Source organism: Pseudomonas botevensis (assembly GCF_019145475.1).
Classification (GTDB): domain Bacteria; phylum Pseudomonadota; class Gammaproteobacteria; order Pseudomonadales; family Pseudomonadaceae; genus Aquipseudomonas; species Aquipseudomonas botevensis.
This window is the reverse complement of record NZ_JAHTKI010000018.1, coordinates 83581-108411: the sequence shown is the minus strand read 5'-3', so window position 1 is coordinate 108411 and position 24831 is coordinate 83581. Positions and strand designations below refer to the sequence as shown.

Genomic DNA, 24831 nt, shown 5'->3' with positions numbered 1-24831 from the left:
GCCTCGGCCACCCTTTCCAGGAACAGTCATCGATGGAACATCGTGAAGCGCTGCTGGCGCTGCGAACCTTTCTTTCAACGCAGATTCTCGGCCAGGAAAAACTCATCGAGCGCTTGCTCATCGCCCTGCTCGCCGACGGCCACATGCTGGTCGAGGGCGCTCCGGGTCTGGCCAAGACCAAAGCGATCAAAGAACTCGCCGAGGGCATCGAAGCCCAGTTCCATCGCATCCAGTTCACCCCGGACCTGCTGCCGGCGGACATCACCGGCACCGAGATCTATCGCCCGGAAACCGGCAGTTTCGTGTTCCAGCAAGGTCCGATCTTCCACAACCTGGTGCTGGCGGATGAAATCAACCGTGCCCCGGCCAAGGTGCAATCGGCGCTGCTCGAAGCCATGGCCGAGCGTCAGGTCAGCGTCGGACGCAGCACCTATGAACTGTCGCCGCTGTTTCTGGTGATGGCCACGCAAAACCCGATCGAGCAGGAAGGCACCTACCCGCTGCCGGAAGCCCAGCTCGACCGTTTCCTGCTGCACGTCAAGATCGGCTTCCCCGACGCCGCTGTCGAACGGCGTATCCTGCAACAGGCGCGCGGCGAAGCCCTCAACGGCGAAACCAAACCCGAACGCCGGGTCAGTCAGCAGGCGATTTTCGCCGCGCGCAAGGAAATCCTCGGTTTGTACATGGCGGACGCCGTGGAGGAATACCTGGTGCAACTGATCATGGCCACGCGCAACCCGGCCAAGTTCGATCCGGAAATGGCTGAATGGATCGCCTACGGCGCCAGTCCGCGCGGTTCGATCGCCCTCGACCGTTGCGCCCGCGCCCACGCCTGGCTGGCCGGACGCGATTTCGTCAGCCCTGAAGACATTCAGGCCGTGCTGTTCGACGTGTTGCGTCATCGCATCATTCTGTCGTTTGAAGCCGAAGCCGCCGGCATTGACCAGGATCGGGTAGTGCAACGGATTCTCGACGTCGTAGCCGTCGCTTGACCCCCATGAACGCCTCCCTGCCGTCCGAACCGGGCATTCGCGTCAGCCTCGCCGAGCTGATCGAGATGCGTCACCGCGTGCGCGAAGTGCAGTTGTTTTCCACCCCGAGCCAGCGCAGCCCGCTGATCGGCCTGCATCACTCGAAATTCCGTGGCCGAGGCGTGGACTTCGATCAGGTGCGGGTCTATCAGGCCGGCGACGACGTGCGCACCATCGACTGGCGGGTGACCGCGCGCACCCAGGAGCCGCACACCAAGCTGTTCCATGAAGAGCGCGAACGGCCGATCTTCATCATGGTCGAGCAGAGCCGGCGGCTGTTTTTCGGTTCGGGGCTGATGTTCAAATCGGTGCTGGCGGCGCAGGCAGCGGCGCTGATCGGCTGGGCCGCGCTGGGGCATAACGACCGCGTCGGCGGGCTGGTCTTCGGCGACAACGAGCACTATGAAATCAAGCCGCGTCGCAGCAAGCAGAGCCTGTTGCAGTTGCTCAATCGGCTGGTGCGGGTCAATCAGTCGCTGCACGCCGAGCGCGAGCAGGATCGCGATGCGTTCGGCGTGGCGCTGCGCCGCGCGCGGGAAGTCCTGCGACCGGGCAGCCTGGTGATCGTGATTTGCGATGAGCGCGCTCTGTCCGACAGCGCCGAGCAGCAACTGAGCCTGCTGTCGCGTCATTGCGACCTGTTGCTGCTGCCGCTGTCCGACCCACTGGATCATGCCCTGCCCGCGGCCGGGCTGCTCAGATTCGCCGAACGTGGCGCACAACTGGAACTCGACACCCTGAATTTCGACCTGCGCCAGACCTACCGCGCCCAGGCCGAAGCGCGTATCGCCCGCTGGGAGTTGCTCGCGCAGAAACTGCGCGTGCTGCTGATGCCCCTGAGCACCCAGAGCGAAATGGTCGAGCAGATGCGCGAGTTTCTTAACCCGCAACGTCCGGGGAAAGGTCGATGAACGGCCTCGAACAACTGCAACCGCTGATCTCGCCGCCACCGATCGCCTTCTGGCCGCCGGCACCGGGCTGGTGGCTGCTGCTGTTGTTGCTGCCGCTGATCGGTATTGGATTGTGGCGCTTGCGCCGGTTCATTCCGCTCAAGAAAAAGCCGATCGTGCGCGCCGAGCAACCGCTCGACCCGGTGCGCATCGCCGCACTCGCCGAACTGGCACAGATGCCCAAACCCTACGATGGAGTTCCGGCCGGGGCCTGGCTGCAGCAGCTCAATGGCCTGCTCAAGCGCCTGTGCCGCACCCACTACCCTTACAGCCAGAGCCACACCCTCAATGGCCGCAAGTGGCTGGCGTTTCTCGATAACCGCTGCCCCGCCGCCGGCCTGACCCGCTGGATGGTGCTGGTCGAAGGCGCCTACAAGCCCGAGTGCAAACTGGACGACAAGGCCATCGCCGGCCTGACCCAAGCGGTCGACACCTGGATCCGCAAGCATGTTTGAGTTCGCCTGGCCGTGGATATTTCTGCTGGTGCCGCTGCCGTGGCTGATGCGCCTCGTGCTGCCGGTGGCCGACAGCGGCGAGCCGGCGCTGAAGGTCAGTTTTCTCGGCGACCTCGAAGGCCTCGCCCGCCGTCGCGCCCGCGCCAACCTGCCGGCGTGGCGGCAGCAGACGCCGTTCATTCTGTTATGGCTGTTGCTGCTGATCGCCGCCGCCCGCCCGCAATGGCTCGGCGAGCCTTTACCGATTGCCGCCAGTGGCCGTGATTTGCTGGTGGCGGTGGACGTGTCCGGCTCGATGGATTTCCCCGACATGCAATGGCAGGACGAAGAGGTCAGTCGCCTGTCGCTGGTGCAGCATCTGCTCGGTGATTTTCTGGAGAGCCGCGAAGGCGACCGGGTCGGCCTGATCCTGTTCGGCAGCCAGGCGTACCTGCAAGCACCGCTGACCTTCGACCGCCGCACCGTGCGGGTGTGGCTCGACGAAGCGCGGATCGGCATCGCCGGCAAGAACACCGCCATCGGCGACGCCATTGGCCTGGCCCTGAAACGCCTGCGCATGCGCCCCGCCCAGAGCCGGGTGCTGATTCTGGTCACCGACGGGGCGAACAATGGCGGCGAAATCGATCCGCTGACCGCAGCAAGGCTGGCCGCCAATGAAGGGGTGAAAATCTACCCGATCGGTATCGGTGCCGATCCCGAGGAAAGCGGCGCCACGGCGTTGCTCGGCGGCAATCCGACCCTCGACCTCGACGAACCGGCCCTCAAGGCCATCGCCGACGCCACCGGCGGCCGCTATTTCCGCGCCCGCGACGGCAAAGAGTTGCAAGCGATCAAGGACACCCTCGATCAACTCGAGCCGGTGACCCAGCAACCGACCCAGGCCCGCCCGGCCCAGACGCTGTATCAATGGCCGCTGGCCCTGGCCCTGCTGCTGAGCCTGTTGCTGGTCGCCCGTGAATTGTGGCCGGACAACCCCTTGCAACGGCTGTTCACCAAGGAGCTGTATCTGCAAAGTCCCCTGCCTGACTGGCGCGCCCGCCTCAAGCGCTTGCGTCTGCGGAGGCGTCGATGATCGCCCTCTGGCCGCACTGGTTCCGTCCCTGGTGGTTGCTGCTGTTGCCGCTGCTCGGCTGGCTGATCTGGCAACTCTGGCACCGACAGAAACGCGCCGGGCGCTGGCAGATGATTTTGCCGCCAGCCTTCCACGCCGCCCTGCTCAGCGGCGGCAGCGGTCGCGACAGCAAATTGCCGTGGATCGCCCTCGGCCTGGCCTGGGTGCTGACCCTCGTCGCGCTGCTCGGGCCGAGCTGGGAACGGGTCGAACAGACCAGCCAGAAACCCGCCGACCCGCTGGTGGTGGTGCTGGAACTGACCCCGGAAATGCTCGCCACCGACTCGCCGCCCACGCGCCTGGAGCAGGCCCGGCGCAAGCTGTTCGACCTGTTGCAGGCGCGCAGCGATGCGCAGACCGCCATCGTCGTCTACGCCGGCAGCGCCCACACGCTGGTGCCGCTGTCGGACGACCTGGCGACCAGTCGCAACCTGCTCGATGCGCTGAAACCGTCGCTGATGCCGGAAAGCGGCCATCGCGCCGATCTGGCGGTGAACAAGGCGCTGGCCCTGCTCAAACAGGGTGCGTTGGGTCAGGGGCGGATCCTGCTGATCGGCTCGTCGCTGTCGGAACAGGAGCGCCAAGGCATTCGTCATGCGCTGGGCGGGCAATCGGCGCAGTTGCTGATGCTCGGCATCGGCACCGCCGAAGGCGCACCGATTGCCCAGGAGGACGGCAGCTTCCTCAAGGACGCCCAGGGTGCGATCCGCGTGCCGCAACTCGACAGCCCGGGTCTGAACGCCTTCCTCAACGCGGTCGGCGGTGAATACCGTGCCGCGCGGCTGGATGAGTCGGACCTGCGCACCCTGGGTCTGCTCGATGGCCCGCACAGCTTGCGCAGCGACGGCCAGACCCTGCGCCTCGACACCTGGGCCGATCAGGGTTACTGGCTGCTGTTGCCGCTGTTGCTGCTCGCCGCGTGCGCCGGGCGGCGTGGCTGGCTGTTCTGCCTGCCGCTGCTCTTTTGTCTGCCGCAACCGAGCTACGCTTTTGACTTCGAAGACTTGTGGCTGCGCCCCGATCAGCAGGGTTTGCACTTGCTCAAGCAGAAGCGCCCGGCCGAAGCCGCGCAACACTTCGAAGATCATCAGTGGCAAGGGGTGGCGTTGTACGAGGCCGGCGACTACAGTGGCGCCGCCCAGCGTTTTGCCGAAGGCAGCGACGCCCGCTCCCACTACAATCGGGGTAACGCGCTGGCGAAAAGCGGCGAGCTGGAAGCGGCGATCGACGCCTATGAACAGGCCCTGGAACTGAAACCGGATTTACGCCCGGCGCAGACCAACAAGGCCCTGGTGGAAACCCTGCTGAAGCAGAAAAACGCGCCGCCGCCCGCCGAGCCACAAACCCAGGCAGCGCAGCAGAATGTGCCGGGCGACGAACCGCCGCCCGCGACCGCGCCGCCCCCGGCGGTCAAGAGTGAAAGCCAGAGCGAGGCGCCGCCGGAGTCCGCCAGCGAACCGCCGCCGACCACCCCGCCGCAGCCAGGACCCGACGAAATCCCGAACAGCGCGGCGGCGGAAGAACAGAACAGCGGCCCGATGCTGCACCCCGACGGGGACAACCTCGAAGGCGAACAGCGCCAGGCACTGGAACAATGGCTGGGCAAGATCCCGGACGATCCGGGCGAATTGCTGCGACGTAAATTCTGGTACGAACAGCAACAACATCAGGATCAGGAAAACACTCGATGACCCGCTTCACCGCTCTCTTGCTGCCCCTGCTGATCTGCACGGCCTCCGCCCAGGCGACCGAGCTGACGGCCAGCGTGGATCGCAGTCGCCTGAACTCCGGCGAGACGGTCGAACTCACCCTCGAATCCAGCGATGTCACGCAATTCGGCAAACCGGATCTGACCCCGCTCGAGCCTTTTTTCGAAGTGCGCGGCACGCGGCAAGTCAACCAGCTCAACTCGCTGAACAATGAAAACCACGCCACCACCCGCTGGATGATCACTCTGCTGCCCAAACAGAACGGCAGCGTGGTCATCCCGTCGTTGCAACTGGGCGAGGCGCACAGCCAGCCGATTACCGTGCAGGTCGTCGAAAGCGCCTCCATCCAGGGCCAGAACACCCGCGACCCGGTGTTCATCGAGTCCAGCCTCGACCAGACCAGCGTCTACGTGCAGGCCCAGGCGATCCTGACCCTGCGTGTCTACCACTCGGTGTCGCTGTACGACGACAGCAGCCTGAGCCCTTTGCAGATCAGCGACGCGCGTGTCGAGCCACTGGGCGAGATGCGCACCTACGAGAAAGACATCAACGGCGTGCGCCACGGCGTGATCGAGATGCGCTACGCGATCTATCCGCAGCACAGCGGTTTGCTGACCGTTCCTGTGCAGACCTTCACCGCCACCGGCGTCGATACCCAGTCAACCCAGGACAGCAATTCCCAGGGACCGAAACCGGGCAAGCTGATGCACATCAGCTCCACGGAAATCGCCCTGACGGTCAAACCCAAACCGATGACCTACCCCAACGATGCGCCCTGGCTGCCGGCCCGCAGCCTGAGCCTCGAAGAGAGCTGGAACCCGGAGCCGGATCACATTCAGGTCGGCGACTCGCTGACCCGCAGCCTGACGCTCAAGGTCGAAGGCCTCGCCGGTTCACAACTGCCGGCCTTGCCGGCCACCGAGGCCAACGGCCTGCGCCGCTATCCGGATCAACCGGTGCTGACCAATCAAAGCACCGACCGGGGTCTGGTCGGCAGCCGTGAAGAACGCGAAGCGCTGGTGCCGAGCCGCAGCGGCTCGATCGAATTGCCCACGGTGGACGTGGTGTGGTGGAACACCTTCGAAGACCATCTGGAACACAGCAGCCTGCCGGCGCGTACCCTGCAAGTGGCGAACAACCCGAGCCTGCAAGTCGATACCCCGGCCGGCAGCCTGCAACCGGGCAACAGCGCCGACCTCGAAGCGCTGTGGTGGTGGAAACTCAGTACGCTGGTCCTCGCCTGCACCACCCTGCTCGGCTTCGGCCTGTGGTGGCGCGCACGCTGGCAACCGGCGATCCTGCGCGCCGCGCAAACCGGCCCGAGCCCGCGCACCCTGATGGACGACATCAAACGCGCCAGCCAGGCCAACGACCCCCACGCCACCCGCCAGGCCCTCGACGCCTGGGCGCGCCAGCAGCCGGAAACCCTGGCGGATATGGCGGCGCGCTTCGTTCCACTGTCCGACGCTCTCGACGGGCTGAACGGGGCGCTGTACAGCGAAACCGGCCTGCACTGGCAAGGCGAAGACCTGTGGCGGGCCATCCGCGCGATCCCTACCGCCGAGCGGGTGCAGGACCCGACAGGTGACAGCGGCCTGCCGCCGCTCTATCCCAAATGACTGTGGCGAGAGAGATTGCTTCCGTCGGGCTGCGCACAGTTCTTTCATAAGTACCGGACCTGAAAAGCTCGATGGGTCCATTGATCAAATCCTTTCTACAAGAATTTCCAACTCATCCCATAACCCGGACAGACCAATACCTTCCATATAGGTGCCGTAATCCAGAAAAGGCATACGACCAATCTTCTCAAGCCCGAACCAAATCGAATCGCACTCCGGGCAAATAAAAATAACTGTTTCAGTCACCTTTATTCGGGCCTGAGCAATGTAGTCCTGCTGACATCTCGGGCAAATCATTTGAACCGCTCTCCTAAACTTCCATTTCCGACTCTCATCGATAAAAACGCGCTCCATCATCAATGCCGGTAAGCCGACGCATCGCGACAGTCCTCCCCCGACAATAATCTGTAAACTCTCCCCTCTTTCGCCGCCCTTCATTTCTCGCGGCCATCACCTCTTTTTGTTGCGGAGTCAGCCTTGCATCTGTTTCACACCTCCGACTGGCACCTTGGGCAGAACCTGCATGGCCAGGAGCGCGATTTCGAGCACGCCTGCTTCCTCGAATGGCTGCTGCGCCAACTGAAACTGGCGCAGCCGGACGTGCTGCTGATCGCCGGTGACATCTTCGACACGGTCAACCCGCCGGTCAAAGCCCAGGAACGCCTCTACGACTTCATCGTCAACGCCCACGAGCAGCAGCCATTGCTGACCATCGTGATGATCGCCGGCAACCACGATTCCGGCTCGCGCATCGAGTTGCCCGCGCCACTGATGCGCCGCTTGCGCACGCATGCGCTGGGCCGGGTGTTGTGGCTGGATGACGGTCAACTCGACGCCGAGCGCCTGTTGCTGCCACTGCCCGATGCCAGCGGCGAAATCGTCGCATGGTGCCTGGCGCTGCCGTTCCTGCGCCCGGCGGAAGTGACCGGCGCACATCTGGGTGACAACTACTTGCGGGGTATCGGCCAGGTTCACGAATGGTTGATCGCAGCGGCCAATGCCAAGCGCAAGCCAGGCCAGGCGCTGGTCGCCATCAGCCACGCGCACATGGCCGGTGGCTCGGTGTCCGAGGACTCCGAACGCAGCCTGATCATCGGCAATGCCGAAGCCCTGCCGGCCAGCCTGTTCGGGCCGAGCATCAGTTACGTCGCTCTCGGTCATTTGCACAAGCCGCAGAAGGTCAACGGCGAAGAACGCATCCGCTACAGCGGCTCGCCGATTCCCTTGTCGTTTTCGGAAATCGGCTATCAGCATCAGATCCTCGACATCACCCTGGACGGCGAAACCCTGGTCAGCGTCGAACCGAAACTGATTCCCCGCGCGGTCAATCTGCAACGTCTCGGCCCTGCGCCATTGGCGGAGATTCTGCTGCAACTGGCGGATCTGCCAAACATCGATCTGCTGGCCGAAACCCAGCGCCAGCCATGGCTCGAAGTGCGGGTGCGCCTCGATGAGCCACAACCGGATCTGCGTCATCAGGTCGAAAGCGCGCTGCAAGGCAAAGCCGTGCGGCTGGTGCGCATCGCCGCCGAGTACGCCGGCAATCGCGGGGCGGAGGGCAGCGACGACGCCAGCGCGCTGATCGAACTCGACCAGCTCACCCCGCAGGAATTGTTCAGCCGTGCCTGGCTGGACAACTACGGCAACGAGGTCGATGAACAGACCCTCAAGGATTTCGCCGAACTGCTGCAAGACGTGCAAATGGAGGGCGGGCAGCCATGAAGATTCTCGCCATTCGCTTGAAAAACCTCGCCTCGCTGGCCGGGCCGTTCGAGATCGACTTCACCGCCGAACCGCTGGCGAGCGCCGGTCTGTTCGCAATCACCGGCCCGACCGGCGCCGGTAAAAGTACCCTGCTCGATGCCTTGTGCCTGGCGTTGTTCGGCGCGGTGCCACGGCTGAACAACACCGGGCGTGACGCCAAGGTGCCGGATGCCGACGGTGAAATCGCCACCGGCGACCCGCGCACCTTGCTGCGTCGCGGCACCGGCGAAGGCTTTGCCGAGGTGGATTTCGTTGGCGTCGATGGCCGCCGTTATCGCGCGCGCTGGGAAGCCAATCGCGCCCGGGAAAAGGCTGCCGGCAAGTTGCAGGCCAGCCGCCAGAGCCTGCGCGACATCGATCAGGATCAATTGCTGGCGAGCCAGAAAGGCGAGTACAAGACCCAGCTCGAAGCCGCGCTGGGGCTGAACTTCGAACAGTTCACCCGGGCCGTGCTGCTGGCCCAGAGTGAATTCAGCGCGTTCCTCAAGGCTGACGACAACGACCGCAGCGAACTGCTGGAAAAACTCACCGACACCGCGCTCTACACCCGCCTCGGCCGCCGCGCGTTCGACAAAACCAAAGAGGCCCGCGAAGCGCACAAGCAGTTGCAGGATCAGGCCACCGGCGTCACGCCCCTGGCCCCTGAGGCCCGCGCCGAACTCGACGAGCGTTTCAACACCGCCCGGCAACAATTGACATTGCAACAGGCGCAACTCAAACAGATCGAGCAGCAACACGACTGGCTCAAGGAACTGCTGCGCCTGCAAGACACGCAACAAGCCGCCGCCGAGCAACTGCGCAGTGCCCAACAGCAATGGCAGGGCCTGGCCGGCGAGCGCCTGAAGCTGACCCGGCTGGAGCAACTGGGCCCGCAGCGGCATCAGTTCGCCCGCAAGCACGAACTCGACGCGCTGCTGACTCCGCTGGCCGCGCAGATTGCCACGCACACCCGGCAACATGGGGAACTGAGCGAACGCCAGACGCAACTTGCGCAAAGCCTCGACACGGCAAAAACCGCCCTGACCGACGCGCAACAGCAACACTCGGACAATGCGCCGCTGCTGCGCCAGGCCTTCGAAGAGCAAAGCACCCTCGCCCGCCTCGCCAAGGACGCAGCGGTCAGCGCCGAAGCCAGAGCCGGCGCGGAACAGGCCTGCAGCGAAGGACAAAACACCATCGGTGCCTTGCAGGAAAAGCAGACTCTGGTCGCTGAACGCCTGCAACGCATCGGCGCCGAGCTTGAGCAAAGCAGCCATCTGGCGCCGTTGAGCGATGCCTGGAATGCCTACCGTGATCGTCTGCAACAACTGATGCTGATTGGCAGTCGCCTGAACCAAGGCCAGACCGAACTGGCGGGCCTGGAACAGAACGCCACCCGCAGCGCCGAAGCGCTCGCCACGCAAAAGCAACAACTTGAAGTGCTGTTCCAGGAGGCCGGTGCCGAACCGGATGCGGTCGCCGAACAGATCGGTATCCTCGGCACGCTGTTGCAGGACAACCGCAAGCAACTGCGCGCAATCGAAGACCTGACGCGCCTGTGGACCAGCCAGCAGGAGCTGGAAAAACGCGGCGCCGACCTGCAACTGCGCTTGGTCACCGCGCAGCAAGAGCGTGATCGCCTGACGCAGGACGGGGTGAAAACCAAGGCTGAACTGGCCGTCGCCGAACAGACCCTCAACGTCACCCGCGAACTGCTGGAGCGTCAGCGACTGGCCCGCAGTGCCAGTGTCGAAGAGCTGCGCGGGCAATTGCAGGATGACCAGCCGTGCCCGGTCTGCGGCAGCAACGAGCACCCGTATCACCAGCCGGAAGCCTTGCTGCAAAGCCTCGGTCGTCACGACGAAAGCGAGCTGACCCAAGCGCAGCAGGCAGTGGATCAGCTCAAGGAAAAACTCGCCGAACTGCGCGCCGAAGTCGGCGGCGTCATCGCCCGGCAAAAGGAACTGCTGCAACAACAGGAACAGCTGAGCGCCCAGCAACAGGCCCTGGCGCCAAGCCTCGACGCTCACCCACTGGCGGCGCAGCTGTTGAATCAGGACGCCGACAAGCGTGACGCCTGGCTTACCCGGCAAAACGAGCAATTGAACCAGAGCATCAGCCAGGACGAGCAACGTCAAAGCGCCCTGCTCACCCTGCAACAGGACGCCGCGCGCCTGACCCAGCAACTGCGCCAGGCGGAAACCGCTCATCAACAGGCGGCGCAGCACCTGAGCGATCAGCAGCGCGAACTCGACAGCGACCGTCTGCGACTCGACGAAGAACTCACCGCGTTCGGCAGCCTGCTGCCAGCGGAAACGGTAGAAGCCTTGCGCCTTGAACCGTCCGCGACCTTTATTCAGCTCGACCGGCAGATCGCCGAGCGCCTGGCACAAGTCGATCAGCAAAAGGAAGAACTGGCCGAACAGCAACAACGTCAACAGACGCTGGAAAAGGAACAGGATCGCCAGCTCAGCCGCGTACAGCTGCTGCAAAGTGCCGAACAGCAATTCAGCGCGCTCGCCGAGCAGCAACAGGCCAGCCAACAGAAACTCGCGCAGTTGCTCGGCGATCACAGCAGCGCCGAGCATTGGCAGCAGCAACTGGAGCAGGCCGTGGAGCAGGCACGCACGGCCGAATCCACAACCACAGAGCAATTGCAGAACACTCGCACCCAGTTAGTGCAAATCGCCGCCGAACTCAAGGCGCAACAAGAGCGCTTGCAGGCGCTGGAAAGCGAAGCGCACGACCTCGCCGGCAAGATCGCCGACTGGCGCGCCCGGCATCCCGAACTGGATGACGGCGGCCTCGAAGACCTGCTGCGGATCGACGACGGGCAAGTCGCTGAGCTGCGCCAGCGTTTGCAACTCAACGAAAAAGCCGTCGAACAGGCCACGGTGCTGGTGCAGGAGCGCGATCAGCGTCTGCTCGAGCATCAGGCCCAGCACAACGGCAACCTCGACGCCGAACAACTTGCCGGCGCCCTCGCCGACTTGCAGAACCAATGCGCGGCCAGCGAGCAGCAATGCGCCGAACTGCGCGCCGAGCAAACCGAAGATCAGCGCCGGCAGAACGCCAATTCGGCGCTGGCCCAGCAGATCGCCGATGCGCATGCCGAGTACCTGCGCTGGGCGCGGCTCAATGCGCTGATCGGTTCGGCCACCGGCGACGTGTTCCGCAAGATCGCCCAGGCCTACAACCTCGACCTGCTGGTGCATCACGCCAACGTGCAATTGCGCCAACTGGTCAAACGCTATCGCCTGAAACGCGGCGGCAGCATGCTCGGCCTGCTGGTGATGGACACCGAAATGGGTGATGAACTGCGCTCGGTGCATTCGTTGTCCGGCGGTGAAACCTTCCTGGTCTCGCTGGCCCTGGCACTGGGTCTGGCATCGATGGCGTCGAGCACGCTGAAGATCGAATCGCTGTTTATCGACGAAGGTTTCGGCAGCCTCGATCCGGAATCCCTGCAACTGGCGATGGACGCCCTCGACGGCTTGCAGGCCCAGGGCCGCAAGGTCGCGGTGATTTCCCACGTTCAGGAAATGCACGAGCGAATCCCGGTGCAGATTCAGGTGCAGCGTCAGGGCAATGGCTTGAGCACGCTGGAGGTGAAATGAACACGCTGTATTCCTTCCGCCGCTGCCCATACGCCATGCGCGCGCGGATGGCGCTGCGTTATTCGGGCGTGGCGGTGAGCATTGTCGAGGTGAGCCTCAAAGCCAAACCGGCCGAGATGCTGGCGATCTCGCCCAAAGGCACGGTGCCGGTGCTGGATGCGAGTGGTCAGGTGATCGATGAAAGCCTGGAAATCATGCGTTGGGCGCTGGCGCAGAACGATCCGCAGGACTGGTTGTTTGGCGGTGACTCACGGATTGCCGAGCTGATTCATGAGAACGATCAGCTATTCAAGGTGCATCTGAATCGCTACAAATACGCCGAGCGTTATCCCGAGCAGCCGATGGAGACTTATCGCGCCGAGGGCGCGTTGTTCCTGCACAAGCTGGATGCGTTGCTCGAGGGTCGTGACTACTTGCTGACCGATCATCCGAGCCTCGCCGATGTGGCGCTGCTGCCCTTCGTCCGGCAGTTCGCCCATGTCGATCGCGAGTGGTTTGCGCAGACGCCTTACGTGCGGTTGCAGGTTTGGTTGCAGCGGTTCCTGGAGTCCGAACTGTTCACCGCCATCATGAAAAAATGATTCAGGCGAGAACCGCGCACATGCCGATTGCCGAGCAATCCACTTCGAACGGACCGAGAAAACTGCTGGGGGTTTTCACCGGTGGGTTGCCGGCCAGCAGCCCCAGCGCATTGGCCCGTTCAATGTTGTGCGCGATGCTGTGATTGGCTTCGATGGCGCGGGCCAGTCCGCCGGCCGAGCCCAGGCTTTGGCCTAACAACGACGAGCCATTGGTCATGAATGCCAGAGCGGCGATGACCCAGAGTCTGTAGCCTTTCATGCTCCGCCGACTCCCACGAGATCAGCCCCATCCACCGCTGCGTTTTGCGAGCGAAGTTCGAACTGGATACCGGGATGTGCAACCTGGATCGGCGCGTCGAAGCTGTGTTGCGATTGGGATGAGAGGCTGACGAACAGCACCATGACCAGGTACAGACCGATAGCCAGGTAGGCGCCGCGTTTGGCAGAAGCGATGATTGAACTGGCCATGATGATCTCCGTGGACATGTTTCGATATGCACAGGATCAATCAGAAAAGCCTGGGTAACCACTCAGCGTTTCCCATAGTAAGCATCAGCTTCGTTGATCATTAAGCCGGCCTATTTCAGCCTTTGATAAAACTGATGAGACAAACAATGCAGGAGCCGGATTTGCCCGCTCCCGCAGTTTTGTGACAGGCACAAAAAATGCCGCAGGCTGCGATCTTTTGAGCTTGATCTTCGCGAGCAAAAATCAAATTCAAAAGATCGCAGCCTTCGGCAGCTCTTGCAGGGGCAGGCGTAACGCTCAGTGTTGAGCTTTGTGATCCAGAGCCGCGTAGAAGTTGGCGCTCTGTTGCAGGTATTTCTGGGTGTAGCTTTGGGTGTGGGATTTTTTGCTGCTGATTTCAACGCTGGCACTGGCTGGCAGCGCCACGGTGGCGGAAATGGCGGAAGCGGCAATGATGGAGAAGAGATTGAAGTTCATGGCGGTAACCCTCGTGTTCAGTTGGCTTGCTTTGCCCGGTTGGGCCGTGAAGCAAACTTAACGCTCGAGGGTTGCTCGCTTGAAATGCTTTGAAACGTTAGCTGTTATCAGCAAAATTAATACAACGCAGCAGGCCCCGTAAACCGGGGGCTGCGACTCATTGACGCAGGAAAAACTTCAGGTCGCTCGGGGCATCCATCGGCAGTTTTTGCACGGTTTTGCCCAGCAGACCGGACTTGGCGTCACGCTCGACCACCACAATCTGGTTGCTCTTCTGGTTGGCAATCAGCAGGAATTTGCCACTCGGATCGAGGCTGAATTCCCGGGGGTGATCGCCCTCAACCGAACGCCGTTGCAGCTCTTTGAGGTGGCCGGTGGCCTGGTCGATGGCGAAGGTCAGCAGTTGATTGGCGGTGCCACGGTTGCTGACATAGAGGAATTTACCGTCTGCGGACGCATGCAGCGCGGCAGCGGCTTTGTCCGAGGTCGGCTGGCCGGCGGCCAGATCGACCATTTGCGTCTGGGTCAGCACGCCGTCGTGATAATCGAAGACCGCGACCTGCGCGCTCATTTCCATGGTCAGCCAGGCATGCTTGCCATCGGCGCTGAACAACAGATGACGCGGCCCACTGCCCGCCGGCAAGGCGACCGAAGCGGTTTTCGCCGGGGTCAGCGGCAGGTCCGGATTGGCTTTCGGGTCGAACTGATAGATGAAGACCTTGTCGGCACCCAGGTCGTTGGAGAACACATAGTGGCCGTCCGGCGAGGAAACGGTCGAATGCACATGGTTCGACGCCTGGCGCTCGGGATTGACCCGGCTCGCCGGGTGAGCGCTCATCTGCACCACCGGTTTGAGTTTGCCGTCGCTGCCCACCGGCAACACGGCGAGGGTTCCGCCCGGATCTTCAAGCACCGAGTAGTTGCTGACGAACAGGTGGCTGGCATCGCCGCTGAGGCTCGAATGCGTCGGCTCGTTGCCCAGGCTCTGCACTTGGCTGATCTGGCTCAGCGCGTGGGTCTTGGGATCAATCGCAAAACTGCTGACGCGACCCACCGGATCTTTCTGGCCGGGACCGTTTTCGTTGACCACGAACAGGTGGCGCTGATCCCTGGAGAGAGTCAGCCACGACGGGTTTTCGCTTTTGACCACTTGCAGCGGCTTGGCGTCGATCTGGCCGGTGGCGCTGTCGAAGCTCATCCGGTAGATACCCTGGCTGGTGCCGGCAGTGTAGGAACCGACCAGCAATTGATAACTCTCGGCGCTGGCACTGGAGATACCCATCGCGCCCACGCTGCCAGCCATCAGCAGCGGCCAGAATTTACGCATCTTCATCGGTTTCGTCCTCGTCGTTGCTGCCGCCGAACGCATCCAGGCAGACGAGACGGTGTTCGCCGGTATCACCCTTGATGATCCAGCTCTGCAAGGTGTCATCGAACGTCGCGGCCCTGACTTGTTCCGGGGTGAATTCCCAATGTTTCGTCACTCGACCGTCCATGAGTTCAATGTGCAGACCGTCGTCTTCATACAGGGCGAATTCGAAGGCGTGCAGGCCATCGATCTCCAGCATGTCGCAGTGTTCGAGGACTTCGAGAAGGGTTTGGGCAGTCATGGCAAACAGTCTTTCCAGGGGGGTAAAGCGGCAATGATAGCTCATTGTTACAAGCGACCTCTTGTGGAAGCGGGCAAGCCCGCTCCCACAACGACAACCTAGAGGGCTTCGCGCGAGGGCTTGCCGTCGACCAGCCGCTGGATGCGCAACGGGTTGGCGTTTTTCAGTGGCTCCGGCAGCAGGCTGTCGGGGTAGTTCTGGAAGCACACCGGGCGCAGGAAACGGTCGATGGCCAGCGTGCCAACCGACGTGCCCCGGGCATCGGAGGTCGCCGGATACGGCCCGCCGTGCACCATCGAATCGCACACCTCGACCCCGGTCGGATAGCCGTTGAGCAGGATCCGACCGACCTTCTGTTCCAGCAGCGGCGTCAATTCCGGGAACTGCTGGAAGTCCGCCGGCTCGCCGATGATCGTCGCCGTGAGTTGCCCGTGCAGCCCCTGCAGCGCCGCGCTGAGCTGCACCTGATCCGCGACCTCGACAATCACCGTGGTCGGGCCAAACACTTCTTCCTGCAACACCTCATCGCCATCGAGCAGCAGACTGACATCGGCCTTGAACAACTGCGGCTGCGCCTGATTGCCCTGCTGCGGGTTGCCCGCCAGATGTTCGATCGCGGCGTGCGCCAGCAGCTTCTGCAAGCCGTGGCCGTAGCTGCCGAGGGTGCCGGCGTTGAGCATGGTCTGCGCCGGTTGATCGCCGATCAGCCCCGCGAGCTGTTGCACGAAGGCACTGAACTGCGCCGAGCGAATGCCGATCACCAGCCCAGGGTTGGTACAGAACTGACCGCAACCCTGCACCACCGATGCGGTCAGGTCACGGGCCACCGATTCCGAGCGTGTGGCCAGCGCCTGGGGCAGAACGATCACCGGGTTGATGCTCGACATCTCGGCGAACACCGGGATTGGTTGCGGTCGGGCGGCGGCCATGTCGCACAATGCCCGGCCACCCTTGAGCGAACCGGTGAAACCCACGGCCTGGATTGCCGGATGCTTGACCAGCCACTCCCCGACTCCGCCGCCATAGACCATGTTGAACACGCCGGCCGGCATGGCGGTTTTTTCCGCCGCGCGAATCAGCGCATCCGCCACCTGCTCCGCCGTTGCCATATGCCCGCTGTGGGCTTTGAACACCACCGGGCAACCGGCGGCCAGCGCCGCAGCGGTATCGCCACCGGCAGTGGAAAAGGCCAGGGGAAAGTTGCTCGCGCCGAACACCGCCACCGGGCCGAGGCCGATGCGGTATTGGCGCAGATCCGGACGCGGCAACGGCTGACGATCCGGCAGCGCCAGGTCGATCCGCGCGCCATAGAAATCGCCGCGCCGCAGCACTTTGGCGAACAGGCGCATCTGGCCGCTGGTGCGACCGCGCTCACCCTGGATCCGCCCCGCCGGCAGCGCGGTTTCACGGCAGACCACGGCGACGAAATCATCACCGAGGGCGTCCAGTTCATCGGCGATCGCATCGAGGAACTGCGCGCGACGCTCGGCGCTCAGGCTGCGATAGACCGGATACGCCGCAGCGGCCGCTTGGGCGGCGGCATCCACTTCGCCTTCGGTGGCCTGGAAAAAGTCGTGAGGCAACTGCTCACCGGTGCTGGCGTCGACGCTGTGCAATTTGACGCCGCCGGCCGCACTGCGACGGCCGCCGATGTAGTTGTGTCCGAGAATCTGAGTCATGGGAGCTCCTTAAAGGGTGCCGATGCTGTCCGGTTCGAAAACCGCTGCAACCGGTACGATGCCGTTGACCAGCGGTGCGCCGAATTCGGCCTGGCTGATTTCAAATACGTCGCCCGGCCGGGTACGGATACCATCGGCAAATGACAGCGTTGCGGTGCCGAAAAAGTGAATATGCACGTCGCCCGGGCGCAGGAACTGGCGGTATTTGAAGTGGTGGTACTCGAGGTTCGCCAGGCTGTGGCACATGTTGGCCTCGCCGCTGAGGAATTCGTTCTGCCACAGCACCTCGCCGTCGCGCAGGATGCGGCTGGTGCCGGCCAGGTGCTGCGGCAGCTCACCGACCCGCAACTCCGGGCCGTAGCTGCAACTGCGCAGTTTCGAGTGGGCCAGGTACAGGTAGTTCTTGCGCTCCATGACGTGGTCGGAGAACTCGTTGCCCACCGCAAAACCGAGGCGATACGGCTTGCCGTCATGGCCGATGATGTACAGGCCGGCCATTTCCGGTTCTTCGCCGGCGTCTTCGGCGAACGGCGGCAGCGGGAAGGGCTGACCGGGGCGCACGACGATGCTGCCGTCGCCCTTGTAGAACCACTCCGGTTGCACGCCGGCCTGCCCCGCCGCCGGTTTGCCACCCTCCACGCCCCACTTGAAGATGCGCATGGTGTCGGTCATCGCCGCTTCGTCGCCGGCCTGCTGGTGCATTTTGTCCCGGGCCGAGGCGCTACCCAAATGGGTCAGACCGGTGCCGCTGACCAGCATGTGCGCCGGGTCCGGGTGATCCAGCGGCGGCAGGATGCGCAGTTCGCCCAGCAGTTCGGTGTAGTCATGGCTGAAGCCCAGGCCGAGGGTTTGCACCTGTTGCTCCAGGCCGCTGCCGGCCTCGATGGCGGCGAGCGCCAGATCCCGCACGCTGCGAGCACCCTGCACTTCCCGCACCTGATCACCCTCGACCACACCGACGCGGCGCTCGCCGTTACTCAATTCGAATTGCACCAGATGCATGTTCTTCTCCTTTGCGTGTTGTTCTGCAGTTTCAGGTTCGGGTGGCGCCGCGCGCACTGGCGGCGAACTGGTCGACCGGCAGCACGTGTTTGCGCTCGAGTACGCGGTAGACGATGCCTGTGAGAACCAGCCCGAACACCATTACCCCGGACAAGAAGTACAGCCCCGAGGCCAGATTGCCGGTGTACTCCTTCAGCGCCCCGATCACGAACGGACCGATGTAGCCGCCGAGGTTGCCCACCGAGTTGATCAAGGCAATGCCCGCCGCCGCACTGGCACCGGCAAAGAACCGCCCCGGCAAGGTCCAGAACACCGCCGTGCAGGAAAACAGCGCGAACGCCACCAGGCACAACGCCGCCAGCTGCGCCACCGGTAACGTCAGCCAGGCACTGAGAAACAGCCCCATCGCGCCCAGTACATACAGCACCGCCAGATGGCCGTATCGATCGTTCAAGCGGTCGGAACTGCGCGGCACGATCAGCAAGCCGACGATGCCGAAAATGTACGGCACCGACGACACGAAACCGGTCACCAGATCGCTGCCGCCAAACTGTTTGATCAGGGTCGGCAGCCACAGACCCAGGCCGTAGATGCTCAGGGTCACCGGCAGGTAAAACAGCGCCAGCAGCAACACGCGCTTGTCCTTGAGTGCATGCAGGGGATTGCCATGGCGGGTCTGGCCGTATTCCTGCAAATCCTTTTTCAGCTCGCCGGTCAGCCAGTCCTTCTCGGCCTGGTCCATCCATTTCACTTGTTGCGGGCCGTCCGGCAGCCAACGCAATACCGGCCAGGTCAGCAGGATCGCCGGGGTGCCGATGACGATGAACAGCCACTGCCAGCCGTGCAGGCCGAGGATGCCGTCCATGCCCAGCAAACCGCCGGACACCGGGCCGGTGATCATCATCGCGATGGGTTGGGAAAGGATGAACAGCCCGAGGATCTTGCCGCGATGGCGCACCGGGAACCATTGGGTGATGTAGTACAGGACGCCGGGAAAGAAACCCGCCTCCGCCGCACCGAGCAGAAAGCGCATCACATAGAAGCTGTGCGGCCCCTGGACGAACGCCATGCCGATGGTGATGGCGCCCCAGGTGATCATGATCCGTGCGAACCAGCGCCGCGCGCCGAAGCGTTCGAGCATCAGGTTGCTGGGGATTTCCAGCAGGAAGTAGCCAATGAAGAACAGCCCGGCGCCAAGACCGTAGGCGGCATCGCCGATGCCGATGTCGGCGCCCATGTGCAGCTTGGCGAAGCCGATTGCGGAGCGATCCACGTAGGCGATCAGGTACAGCAGGATCAGGAAGGGAATCAGTTTCAACGTGATGCGCCGGACAAGCCGCAGTTCCTGGCTCATGGGTTCGGTCTCCGATTGTTGTTTTTATAGAACCTCGGGGGACGCCTCTCGCGAAAAATCGCCAGGGCCAATCCCTCCGTCGAAAACGACTATATAGTAATACTAATTACCCAACAACACTTCCAAAGCCTCGATTTTGCGCTTATGTTACGCCGTAGCTCGCAAACAATAGTCTTACAATAAGAGAATCGATCATGTCTGATAAGAAACCCACCCTGCGCTCGGCCCAATGGTTTGGCACTGCCGACAAGAACGGCTTCATGTACCGCAGCTGGATGAAGAATCAGGGCATCGCCGACCATCAGTTCCACGGCAAGCCGATCATCGGCATCTGCAATACCTGGTCGGAACTGACCCCGTGCAACGCGCATTTCCGCCAGATCGCGGAACACGTCAAACGCGGGGTGATCGAGGCCGGCGGATTCCCGGTGGAATTCCCGGTGTTCTCCAACGGCGAATCGAACCTGCGTCCGACCGCCATGCTCACCCGCAACCTGGCGAGCATGGACGTCGAGGAAGCGATTCGCGGCAACCCGATCGACGGCGTGGTGCTGCTGACCGGTTGCGACAAGACCACCCCGGCGCTGCTGATGGGCGCCGCCAGTTGCGACGTGCCGGCGATCGTCGTCACCGGCGGGCCGATGCTCAACGGCAAGCACAAAGGCAAGGACATCGGTTCCGGCACCGTGGTCTGGCAGCTCAGCGAGCAGGTCAAGGCCGGCACCATCACCATTGATGACTTCCTCGCGGCCGAAGGCGGCATGTCGCGTTCGGCGGGCACCTGCAACACCATGGGCACCGCGTCGACCATGGCTTGCATGGCCGAGGCACTGGGCACTTCCCTGCCGCACAACGCGGCGATTCCGGCGGTGGATGCGCGGCGCTATGTGCTGGCGCACATGTCCGGCATGCGCGCAGTGGAGATGGTGCGCGAGGACCTGAAACTGTCGAAGATCCTGACCAAGGAAGCCTTTGAAAACGCCATTCGCGTCAACGCGGCCATCGGCGGTTCGACCAACGCAGTGATTCACCTGAAGGCCATTGCCGGACGCATCGGTGTCGAGCTGGATCTGGACGACTGGACCCGCATCGGTCGCGGCATGCCGACCATCATCGACCTGCAACCGTCCGGGCGTTTCCTGATGGAGGAGTTCTACTACGCGGGCGGCCTGCCGGCGGTGCTGCGGCGTCTGGGCGAGGCCAACCTGATCCCCAACCCGAATGCGCTGACGGTCAACGGCAAATCGATTGGCGAGAACACCAAGGACGCGCCGATCTATGGCGAGGACGAAGTGATCCGCACCCTCGACAATCCGATCCGTGCCGACGGCGGCATCTGTGTGCTGCGCGGCAACCTGGCGCCGTTGGGCGCAGTGCTCAAGCCATCCGCCGCCACGCCGGAATTGATGCAGCATCGTGGCCGCGCGGTGGTGTTCGAGAACTTCGACATGTACAAGGCGCGGATCAACGACCCTGAGCTGGAGGTCGATGCGAATTCGGTTCTGGTGATGAAGAACTGCGGGCCGAAGGGTTATCCGGGCATGGCCGAAGTCGGCAACATGGGCCTGCCGGCCAAGTTGCTGGCGCAGGGCGTGACGGACATGGTGCGCATCTCTGACGCACGGATGAGCGGCACGGCCTACGGCACGGTGGTGTTGCATGTGGCACCGGAAGCGGCGGCCGGCGGGCCTCTGGCGGCGGTGCAGGAAGGCGACTGGATCGAGCTCGACTGCGCCAGCGGACGCTTGCATCTGGACATTCCGGATGCGGAACTGGCGGCGCGCATGGCGGATCTGCAGCCACCGCAGCAATTATTGGTGGGCGGCTATCGTCAGCTCTACATCGATCATGTGTTGCAGGCGGATCAGGGTTGCGACTTTGACTTCCTGGTCGGTTGCCGTGGCGCTGAAGTGCCGCGCCATTCCCACTAACCCCGCCGTGCCCTGTGGGAGCAAGCCTGCTCCCACATTTGGCTTTTGTGCCCCCCTCAGGATCGTGCTGTGCCTGCTATGATGCGCGGCATCTCCATCGCTCAGGATCGCGCCGTTCCCCATGGATTACCGTAAACCCTCCGACCGCAAAAGCATGCACTCGCGCATCGTCCAGGAACTGGGCATGCAGATCGTTTCCGGACGCTTCCTGCCCGACGACAAACTGCCCGCCGAAGCCTTGCTCTGCGAGGAGTACGCGGTCAGCCGGCCGGTGTTGCGCGAAGCCACGCGGGTGCTGGTGGCCAAGGGGCTGGTGTATTCGAAGCCTCGGGTCGGCACGGTGGTCAAGCCACGCCGCGAATGGCACATGCTCGACCCCGACGTGCTGCACTGGCTGATGCAAAGCAGCCCGCAGAATGAATTCTTCAACGTGCTGACCAGCGTGCGCAGCATCATCGAACCGGCCGCCGCCGCTCTCGCCGCCCAGCACGCCACCGACGCCGAAATCGCCGGCATCGGCGAGGCCTACCAACGCATGGAAGCCGCGCCGACCCCTGAGGCCTTGCTGCAACCGGACCTGGACTTCCACAGCCGTATCGCCGATGCGACCCACAACGACCTGCTCGCCAACCTGTGCAACATGTTGTCGGTGGCGATTGCCGAAGCGCTGAAACACTCCAACCAGCGGCCGAACCTGCATGAACTGGCGCTGCCTCGGCATAAGGCGATTCTCACCGCGATCGAGAATCGGGATGCGTTGGGGGCTCGGCATGCGACGTTGGTGCAGCTGGATGATGCGCGGAGTGCTTTGAGTGTTGTGCTTGGGGCGAATATTTCCTAGGTCGTTAGTCCGCCGGCCCTCATCCTGGCCCTCTCCCGGTGGGAGAGGGAACCGATCCGGGAATATTGACGATCTACACCGACGTGAACGATCTGCCTTGAATCCATAATCGACTCGGTTTTTCAGGTCGATGTATCACGCGAGACATTGCGGTCAGTCCCCTTTTCCCCCGGGAGAGGGCCAGGGTGAGGGAAAGCTTTTGATCTTGCCCCATAAAAAAAGCCGCAACCATAAGGTCGCGGCTTTTTCATTTCAGCCAAATGGATCAGTGAGCAAACAGCGAATTGCCCTTCTTCCCGGCCAGCTTCTCCGGTTTGATCAGGAACTTCGCCAGTGCCGGCAGCAGCCACAGCGCGCCGAACATGTTCCACAGCAGCATGAAGGTCAGCATCAGACCCATGTCGGCCTGGAACTTGATCGCCGAGAAGATCCAGGTGCATACGCCGATGGCCAGGCACAAGCCGGTGAACAGTACCGCTTTACCGGTGGATTTCAGGGTCTGGTAATAGGCTTCCTGCAACGGCAGCCCCGCCCGCAGGAAACTCTCCAGGCGGCTGTAGATGTAGATGCCGTAGTCCACGCCGATCCCCACGCCCAGTGCGACCACCGGCAGGGTCGCGACCTTCACGCCGATGCCCATGAACGCCATCAGCGCGTTGCCCAGCACCGAGGTCAGCACCAGCGGCAGGACGATGCACAGGGTCGCCGCCCACGAGCGGAAGGTGATCATGCACATCACCGCCACACAGATGTAGACCAGGACCAGGATGGTCAGCTCGGCCTGTTTGATTACCTCGTTGGTGGCCGCTTCGATGCCGGCGTTACCGGCCGCCAGGATGAATTCCAGACCGTCCTTGTTATTGTCCTTGGCGAACTCCTGCACCGCTTTGACCGCACGATCCAGGGTTTCGGCCTTGTGATCGTTGAGGAACACCAGCACCGGCGCCAGCGAGCAACTGTTGTTGTACAGGCCGTCGGCACGGGCGATGGAGTTGTTCAGCACGTCCGGGTTGCGCGACAGGGTTTCCCATTTCAGGTTGCCCTCGTTCATGCCCTTGATCATCTGCTTGGACACGGTCACCAGCGAGATCGCCGACTGCACGCCCTCGGTGTTCTGCATCTTCCACATCAGTTCGTCGATCGGCGCCATGGCTTCATAGCGCGAGCAACCTTCGGACTTGGTCTTGACCATCACCACCAGCACGTCGGAGCTGGTCGAGTAGTTGCTGATGATGAAGTTGTTGTCCTTGTTGTAGCGCGAGTCCGGACGCAGTTCCGGCGCGCCCTGGTCGAGGTCGCCGATCTTCAGGTTCTTGCTGTACCAGAGGCCGCCACCGAAGGCGATCAGCGCGATCAGGATCGACACCGGCGCCACTTTCGCGCTGGCGAAGTTCGACAGCAGACGCCAGAACGGATGCTCGCGGTTTGCATCCTTCTTGCTCTTGGCGACGGCGCGCTTGCTGATACCGACATAGGAAATCGCCACCGGCAGCAGGATCAGGTTGGTGAACACGATCACCGCCACGCCGATGGACGCGCCGATGGCCAGTTCGCGGATCACGCCGATGTCGATGATCAGCAGGGTGATGAAGCCGACCGCGTCCGCCAGGATCGCGATCATCCCCGGCAGGAACAATTGCCGGAAGGTACGCCGCGCGGCGGTCAGGGCGTTGTCCGCCTCACTGGATTGCAGGGCGATACCGTTGATCTTCTGTACGCCGTGGGAAATACCGATGGCGAAAATCAGGAACGGCACCAGCATCGAATACGGATCCAGGCCGAAGCCGAAGAAGTGCATCAGCCCCAGTTGCCAGACCACCGCCACCAGCGTGGTGCTCAACACCGCCACGGTGCTGCGCAGGCAGTTGGTGAACCACAGCAGCAGGATCAGGGTAATGATGAAAGCGACGCCGAAGAACAGCACCACCATCACCAGGCCATCGATCAGGTCACCGACCTTCTTGGCGAAACCGACGATGTGGATCTTGACGTTGGGGTTCTGCGCTTCGAACTTGTTGCGAATCTTGTCTTCCAGTTCATGGGAGAACTGGCGGTAATCCAGTGCCAGCAACTTGCCCTGGTCCTGCGGGTCCGGGTACGACTCCAGCAGCGGGATGTCGACGATGCTCGACTTGAAGTCGTTGGCCACCAGACGTCCGACCTGGCCGGACTTGAGCACGTTGTTGCGCAGCAGATCGAGGCTGGCCTGGGAGCCGTTGTAGCTCTGCGGAATCACCTCGCCACCGGCGAAGCCTTCCTCGGTCACCTCGGTCCAGCGCACGCTCGGGCTCCACAGCGACTTGAGGCCGGAGCGATCAACGCCGGAGATGTAGAACACCTCGTCGTTGATCTGGCGCAGGGTCTCCATGTACTCCTTGGAGAAGATGTCGCCGTCGGTGGCCTCCACCGAAATGCGCACGGTGTTACCCAGGTTCGCCAGATCGTTGCGGTGCTCCATCATCTTCTCGATGAACGGATGCTTGAGCGGGATCATTTTTTCGAAACTGGTGGACGGCCGGATCAGCGTGGCCTGCCAGAACAGGAAAATGCTGACCAGCAGGCAGATCACGATCACTGCCGGGCGGTTGTTGAAGATCAGGCGCTCGAGAAACGTCGCCTTGTCCTGATGATGAGTGCTCAAGGAAGTCATAGC

21 protein-coding genes are annotated in these 24831 nt (G+C 62.8%); 11 read left to right on the top strand and 10 right to left on the bottom strand.

All coding sequences use genetic code 11. From position 1 onward, the window contains the following. Positions 1 to 32: 32 nt before the first annotated feature. From KVQ74_RS21480 to KVQ74_RS21455, 6 genes are read left to right on the top strand one after another with little or no spacing between them, the layout of a single operon-like run. The gene (locus KVQ74_RS21480) at positions 33 to 992 is read left to right on the top strand and encodes an AAA family ATPase (RefSeq protein WP_217833263.1); all 960 of its coding nucleotides are present in this window, start codon (positions 33 to 35) and stop codon (positions 990 to 992) included. Between the two features lie 5 nt (positions 993 to 997). Next, positions 998 to 1942: a DUF58 domain-containing protein gene (locus KVQ74_RS21475; protein ID WP_217833261.1), complete on the top strand. Its 945-nt coding sequence runs from the start codon at positions 998 to 1000 to the stop codon at positions 1940 to 1942. Further along, the gene (locus KVQ74_RS21470) at positions 1939 to 2436 is read left to right on the top strand and encodes a DUF4381 domain-containing protein (protein WP_217833259.1); all 498 of its coding nucleotides are present in this window, start codon (positions 1939 to 1941) and stop codon (positions 2434 to 2436) included. Before KVQ74_RS21475 ends, KVQ74_RS21470 begins: the two co-directional genes overlap by 4 nt. Continuing rightward, positions 2429 to 3508, top strand: a complete 1080-nt coding sequence (locus KVQ74_RS21465; RefSeq protein ID WP_217833257.1) for a vWA domain-containing protein — start codon at positions 2429 to 2431, stop codon at positions 3506 to 3508. The genes KVQ74_RS21470 and KVQ74_RS21465 overlap by 8 nt, the downstream gene beginning before the upstream one ends. Next, positions 3505 to 5238 carry a vWA domain-containing protein gene (locus KVQ74_RS21460; RefSeq protein ID WP_217833255.1) on the top strand — a complete coding sequence of 578 codons (1734 nt, stop codon included), beginning with the start codon at positions 3505 to 3507 and terminating at the stop codon, positions 5236 to 5238. The genes KVQ74_RS21465 and KVQ74_RS21460 overlap by 4 nt, the downstream gene beginning before the upstream one ends. Next, positions 5235 to 6875 carry a BatD family protein gene (locus KVQ74_RS21455; protein ID WP_217833253.1) on the top strand — a complete coding sequence of 547 codons (1641 nt, stop codon included), beginning with the start codon at positions 5235 to 5237 and terminating at the stop codon, positions 6873 to 6875. The genes KVQ74_RS21460 and KVQ74_RS21455 overlap by 4 nt, the downstream gene beginning before the upstream one ends. 84 nt (positions 6876 to 6959) lie before the next feature. Here KVQ74_RS21455 and KVQ74_RS29330 read toward each other — a convergent pair whose 3' ends face one another. Beyond that, positions 6960 to 7313 (bottom strand): hypothetical protein, encoded by a 354-nt coding sequence (locus KVQ74_RS29330; RefSeq protein ID WP_225930123.1) that lies wholly within the window; start codon positions 7311 to 7313, stop codon positions 6960 to 6962. A gap of 39 nt (positions 7314 to 7352) precedes the next feature. Here KVQ74_RS29330 and KVQ74_RS21445 point away from each other — a divergent pair, with 39 nt between their 5' ends. From KVQ74_RS21445 to KVQ74_RS21435, 3 genes are read left to right on the top strand one after another with little or no spacing between them, the layout of a single operon-like run. Next, complete coding sequence (locus KVQ74_RS21445; protein WP_217833251.1) at positions 7353 to 8597, top strand: exonuclease SbcCD subunit D C-terminal domain-containing protein; 1245 nt, start codon at positions 7353 to 7355, stop codon at positions 8595 to 8597. Then, the gene (locus KVQ74_RS21440; protein ID WP_217833249.1) at positions 8594 to 12235 is read left to right on the top strand and encodes an AAA family ATPase; all 3642 of its coding nucleotides are present in this window, start codon (positions 8594 to 8596) and stop codon (positions 12233 to 12235) included. The genes KVQ74_RS21445 and KVQ74_RS21440 overlap by 4 nt, the downstream gene beginning before the upstream one ends. Next, complete coding sequence (locus KVQ74_RS21435; protein WP_217833246.1) at positions 12232 to 12816, top strand: glutathione S-transferase; 585 nt, start codon at positions 12232 to 12234, stop codon at positions 12814 to 12816. The genes KVQ74_RS21440 and KVQ74_RS21435 overlap by 4 nt, the downstream gene beginning before the upstream one ends. Before the next feature lies 1 nt (position 12817). Here the strand turns inward: KVQ74_RS21435 and KVQ74_RS21430 are convergent, their stop codons facing one another. The 8 genes from KVQ74_RS21430 to KVQ74_RS21395 all read right to left on the bottom strand — a co-directional run bounded on the left by KVQ74_RS21430 (position 12818) and on the right by KVQ74_RS21395 (position 19406). Further along, a complete protein-coding gene (locus tag KVQ74_RS21430; RefSeq protein ID WP_217833244.1) occupies positions 12818 to 13075 on the bottom strand; it encodes a hypothetical protein in 258 nt (85 codons plus the stop codon). Beyond that, positions 13072 to 13284 (bottom strand): hypothetical protein, encoded by a 213-nt coding sequence (locus KVQ74_RS21425; RefSeq protein ID WP_217833242.1) that lies wholly within the window; start codon positions 13282 to 13284, stop codon positions 13072 to 13074. The genes KVQ74_RS21430 and KVQ74_RS21425 overlap by 4 nt, the downstream gene beginning before the upstream one ends. Positions 13285 to 13581: 297 nt before the next feature. Then, positions 13582 to 13761: a hypothetical protein gene (locus KVQ74_RS21420; RefSeq protein ID WP_217833240.1), complete on the bottom strand. Its 180-nt coding sequence runs from the start codon at positions 13759 to 13761 to the stop codon at positions 13582 to 13584. A 157-nt stretch (positions 13762 to 13918) separates the two neighbouring features. Next, on the bottom strand, positions 13919 to 15094 hold the full coding sequence (locus KVQ74_RS21415; RefSeq protein WP_217833238.1) for a lactonase family protein: 1176 nt from the start codon (positions 15092 to 15094) through the stop codon (positions 13919 to 13921). After that, positions 15081 to 15371 (bottom strand): DUF5629 family protein, encoded by a 291-nt coding sequence (locus tag KVQ74_RS21410; RefSeq protein WP_217833236.1) that lies wholly within the window; start codon positions 15369 to 15371, stop codon positions 15081 to 15083. The genes KVQ74_RS21415 and KVQ74_RS21410 overlap by 14 nt, the downstream gene beginning before the upstream one ends. 98 nt (positions 15372 to 15469) lie before the next feature. After that, the gene (locus KVQ74_RS21405) at positions 15470 to 17050 is read right to left on the bottom strand and encodes an aldehyde dehydrogenase (NADP(+)) (RefSeq protein ID WP_217833234.1); all 1581 of its coding nucleotides are present in this window, start codon (positions 17048 to 17050) and stop codon (positions 15470 to 15472) included. Between the two features lie 9 nt (positions 17051 to 17059). Beyond that, positions 17060 to 18052 carry an AraD1 family protein gene (araD1, locus tag KVQ74_RS21400; protein WP_217833231.1) on the bottom strand — a complete coding sequence of 331 codons (993 nt, stop codon included), beginning with the start codon at positions 18050 to 18052 and terminating at the stop codon, positions 17060 to 17062. 31 nt (positions 18053 to 18083) lie between these two features. Then, the gene (locus tag KVQ74_RS21395) at positions 18084 to 19406 is read right to left on the bottom strand and encodes an MFS transporter (protein WP_217833229.1); all 1323 of its coding nucleotides are present in this window, start codon (positions 19404 to 19406) and stop codon (positions 18084 to 18086) included. 194 nt (positions 19407 to 19600) lie between these two features. Here KVQ74_RS21395 and KVQ74_RS21390 point away from each other — a divergent pair, with 194 nt between their 5' ends. Then, the gene (locus KVQ74_RS21390; RefSeq protein WP_217833227.1) at positions 19601 to 21337 is read left to right on the top strand and encodes an IlvD/Edd family dehydratase; all 1737 of its coding nucleotides are present in this window, start codon (positions 19601 to 19603) and stop codon (positions 21335 to 21337) included. Positions 21338 to 21458: 121 nt separating this feature from the next. After that, positions 21459 to 22178, top strand: coding sequence for a FadR/GntR family transcriptional regulator (locus tag KVQ74_RS21385; RefSeq protein WP_217833225.1), 720 nt, complete (start codon positions 21459 to 21461; stop codon positions 22176 to 22178). Between the two features lie 265 nt (positions 22179 to 22443). Here KVQ74_RS21385 and KVQ74_RS21380 read toward each other — a convergent pair whose 3' ends face one another. Further along, entirely contained in the window at positions 22444 to 24828 is a 2385-nt protein-coding gene (locus KVQ74_RS21380) for an efflux RND transporter permease subunit (protein ID WP_217833222.1), read from the bottom strand. Positions 24829 to 24831: the final 3 nt, after the last annotated feature.

Bases quoted from the DNA above. Each gene is read 5' to 3' on its own strand.
- KVQ74_RS21470 (WP_217833259.1), top strand. From the start codon at position 1,939: ATGAACGGCCTCGAACAACTGCAACCGCTGATCTCGCCGCCACCGATC.
- araD1 (WP_217833231.1), bottom strand. From the start codon at position 18,052: ATGCATCTGGTGCAATTCGAATTGAGTAACGGCGAGCGCCGCGTCGGT.
- KVQ74_RS21420 (WP_217833240.1), bottom strand. From the start codon at position 13,761: ATGAACTTCAATCTCTTCTCCATCATTGCCGCTTCCGCCATTTCCGCC.
- KVQ74_RS21435 (WP_217833246.1), top strand. From the start codon at position 12,232: ATGAACACGCTGTATTCCTTCCGCCGCTGCCCATACGCCATGCGCGCG.
- KVQ74_RS21455 (WP_217833253.1), top strand. From the start codon at position 5,235: ATGACCCGCTTCACCGCTCTCTTGCTGCCCCTGCTGATCTGCACGGCC.
- KVQ74_RS21380 (WP_217833222.1), bottom strand. From the start codon at position 24,828: ATGACTTCCTTGAGCACTCATCATCAGGACAAGGCGACGTTTCTCGAG.
- KVQ74_RS29330 (WP_225930123.1), bottom strand. From the start codon at position 7,313: ATGAAGGGCGGCGAAAGAGGGGAGAGTTTACAGATTATTGTCGGGGGA.
- KVQ74_RS21410 (WP_217833236.1), bottom strand. From the start codon at position 15,371: ATGACTGCCCAAACCCTTCTCGAAGTCCTCGAACACTGCGACATGCTG.
- KVQ74_RS21405 (WP_217833234.1), bottom strand. From the start codon at position 17,050: ATGACTCAGATTCTCGGACACAACTACATCGGCGGCCGTCGCAGTGCG.
- KVQ74_RS21440 (WP_217833249.1), top strand. From the start codon at position 8,594: ATGAAGATTCTCGCCATTCGCTTGAAAAACCTCGCCTCGCTGGCCGGG.
- KVQ74_RS21430 (WP_217833244.1), bottom strand. From the start codon at position 13,075: ATGAAAGGCTACAGACTCTGGGTCATCGCCGCTCTGGCATTCATGACC.
- KVQ74_RS21425 (WP_217833242.1), bottom strand. From the start codon at position 13,284: ATGGCCAGTTCAATCATCGCTTCTGCCAAACGCGGCGCCTACCTGGCT.
- KVQ74_RS21480 (WP_217833263.1), top strand. From the start codon at position 33: ATGGAACATCGTGAAGCGCTGCTGGCGCTGCGAACCTTTCTTTCAACG.
- KVQ74_RS21415 (WP_217833238.1), bottom strand. From the start codon at position 15,094: ATGAAGATGCGTAAATTCTGGCCGCTGCTGATGGCTGGCAGCGTGGGC.
- KVQ74_RS21460 (WP_217833255.1), top strand. From the start codon at position 3,505: ATGATCGCCCTCTGGCCGCACTGGTTCCGTCCCTGGTGGTTGCTGCTG.
- KVQ74_RS21390 (WP_217833227.1), top strand. From the start codon at position 19,601: ATGTCTGATAAGAAACCCACCCTGCGCTCGGCCCAATGGTTTGGCACT.
- KVQ74_RS21385 (WP_217833225.1), top strand. From the start codon at position 21,459: ATGGATTACCGTAAACCCTCCGACCGCAAAAGCATGCACTCGCGCATC.
- KVQ74_RS21395 (WP_217833229.1), bottom strand. From the start codon at position 19,406: ATGAGCCAGGAACTGCGGCTTGTCCGGCGCATCACGTTGAAACTGATT.
- KVQ74_RS21465 (WP_217833257.1), top strand. From the start codon at position 2,429: ATGTTTGAGTTCGCCTGGCCGTGGATATTTCTGCTGGTGCCGCTGCCG.
- KVQ74_RS21475 (WP_217833261.1), top strand. From the start codon at position 998: ATGAACGCCTCCCTGCCGTCCGAACCGGGCATTCGCGTCAGCCTCGCC.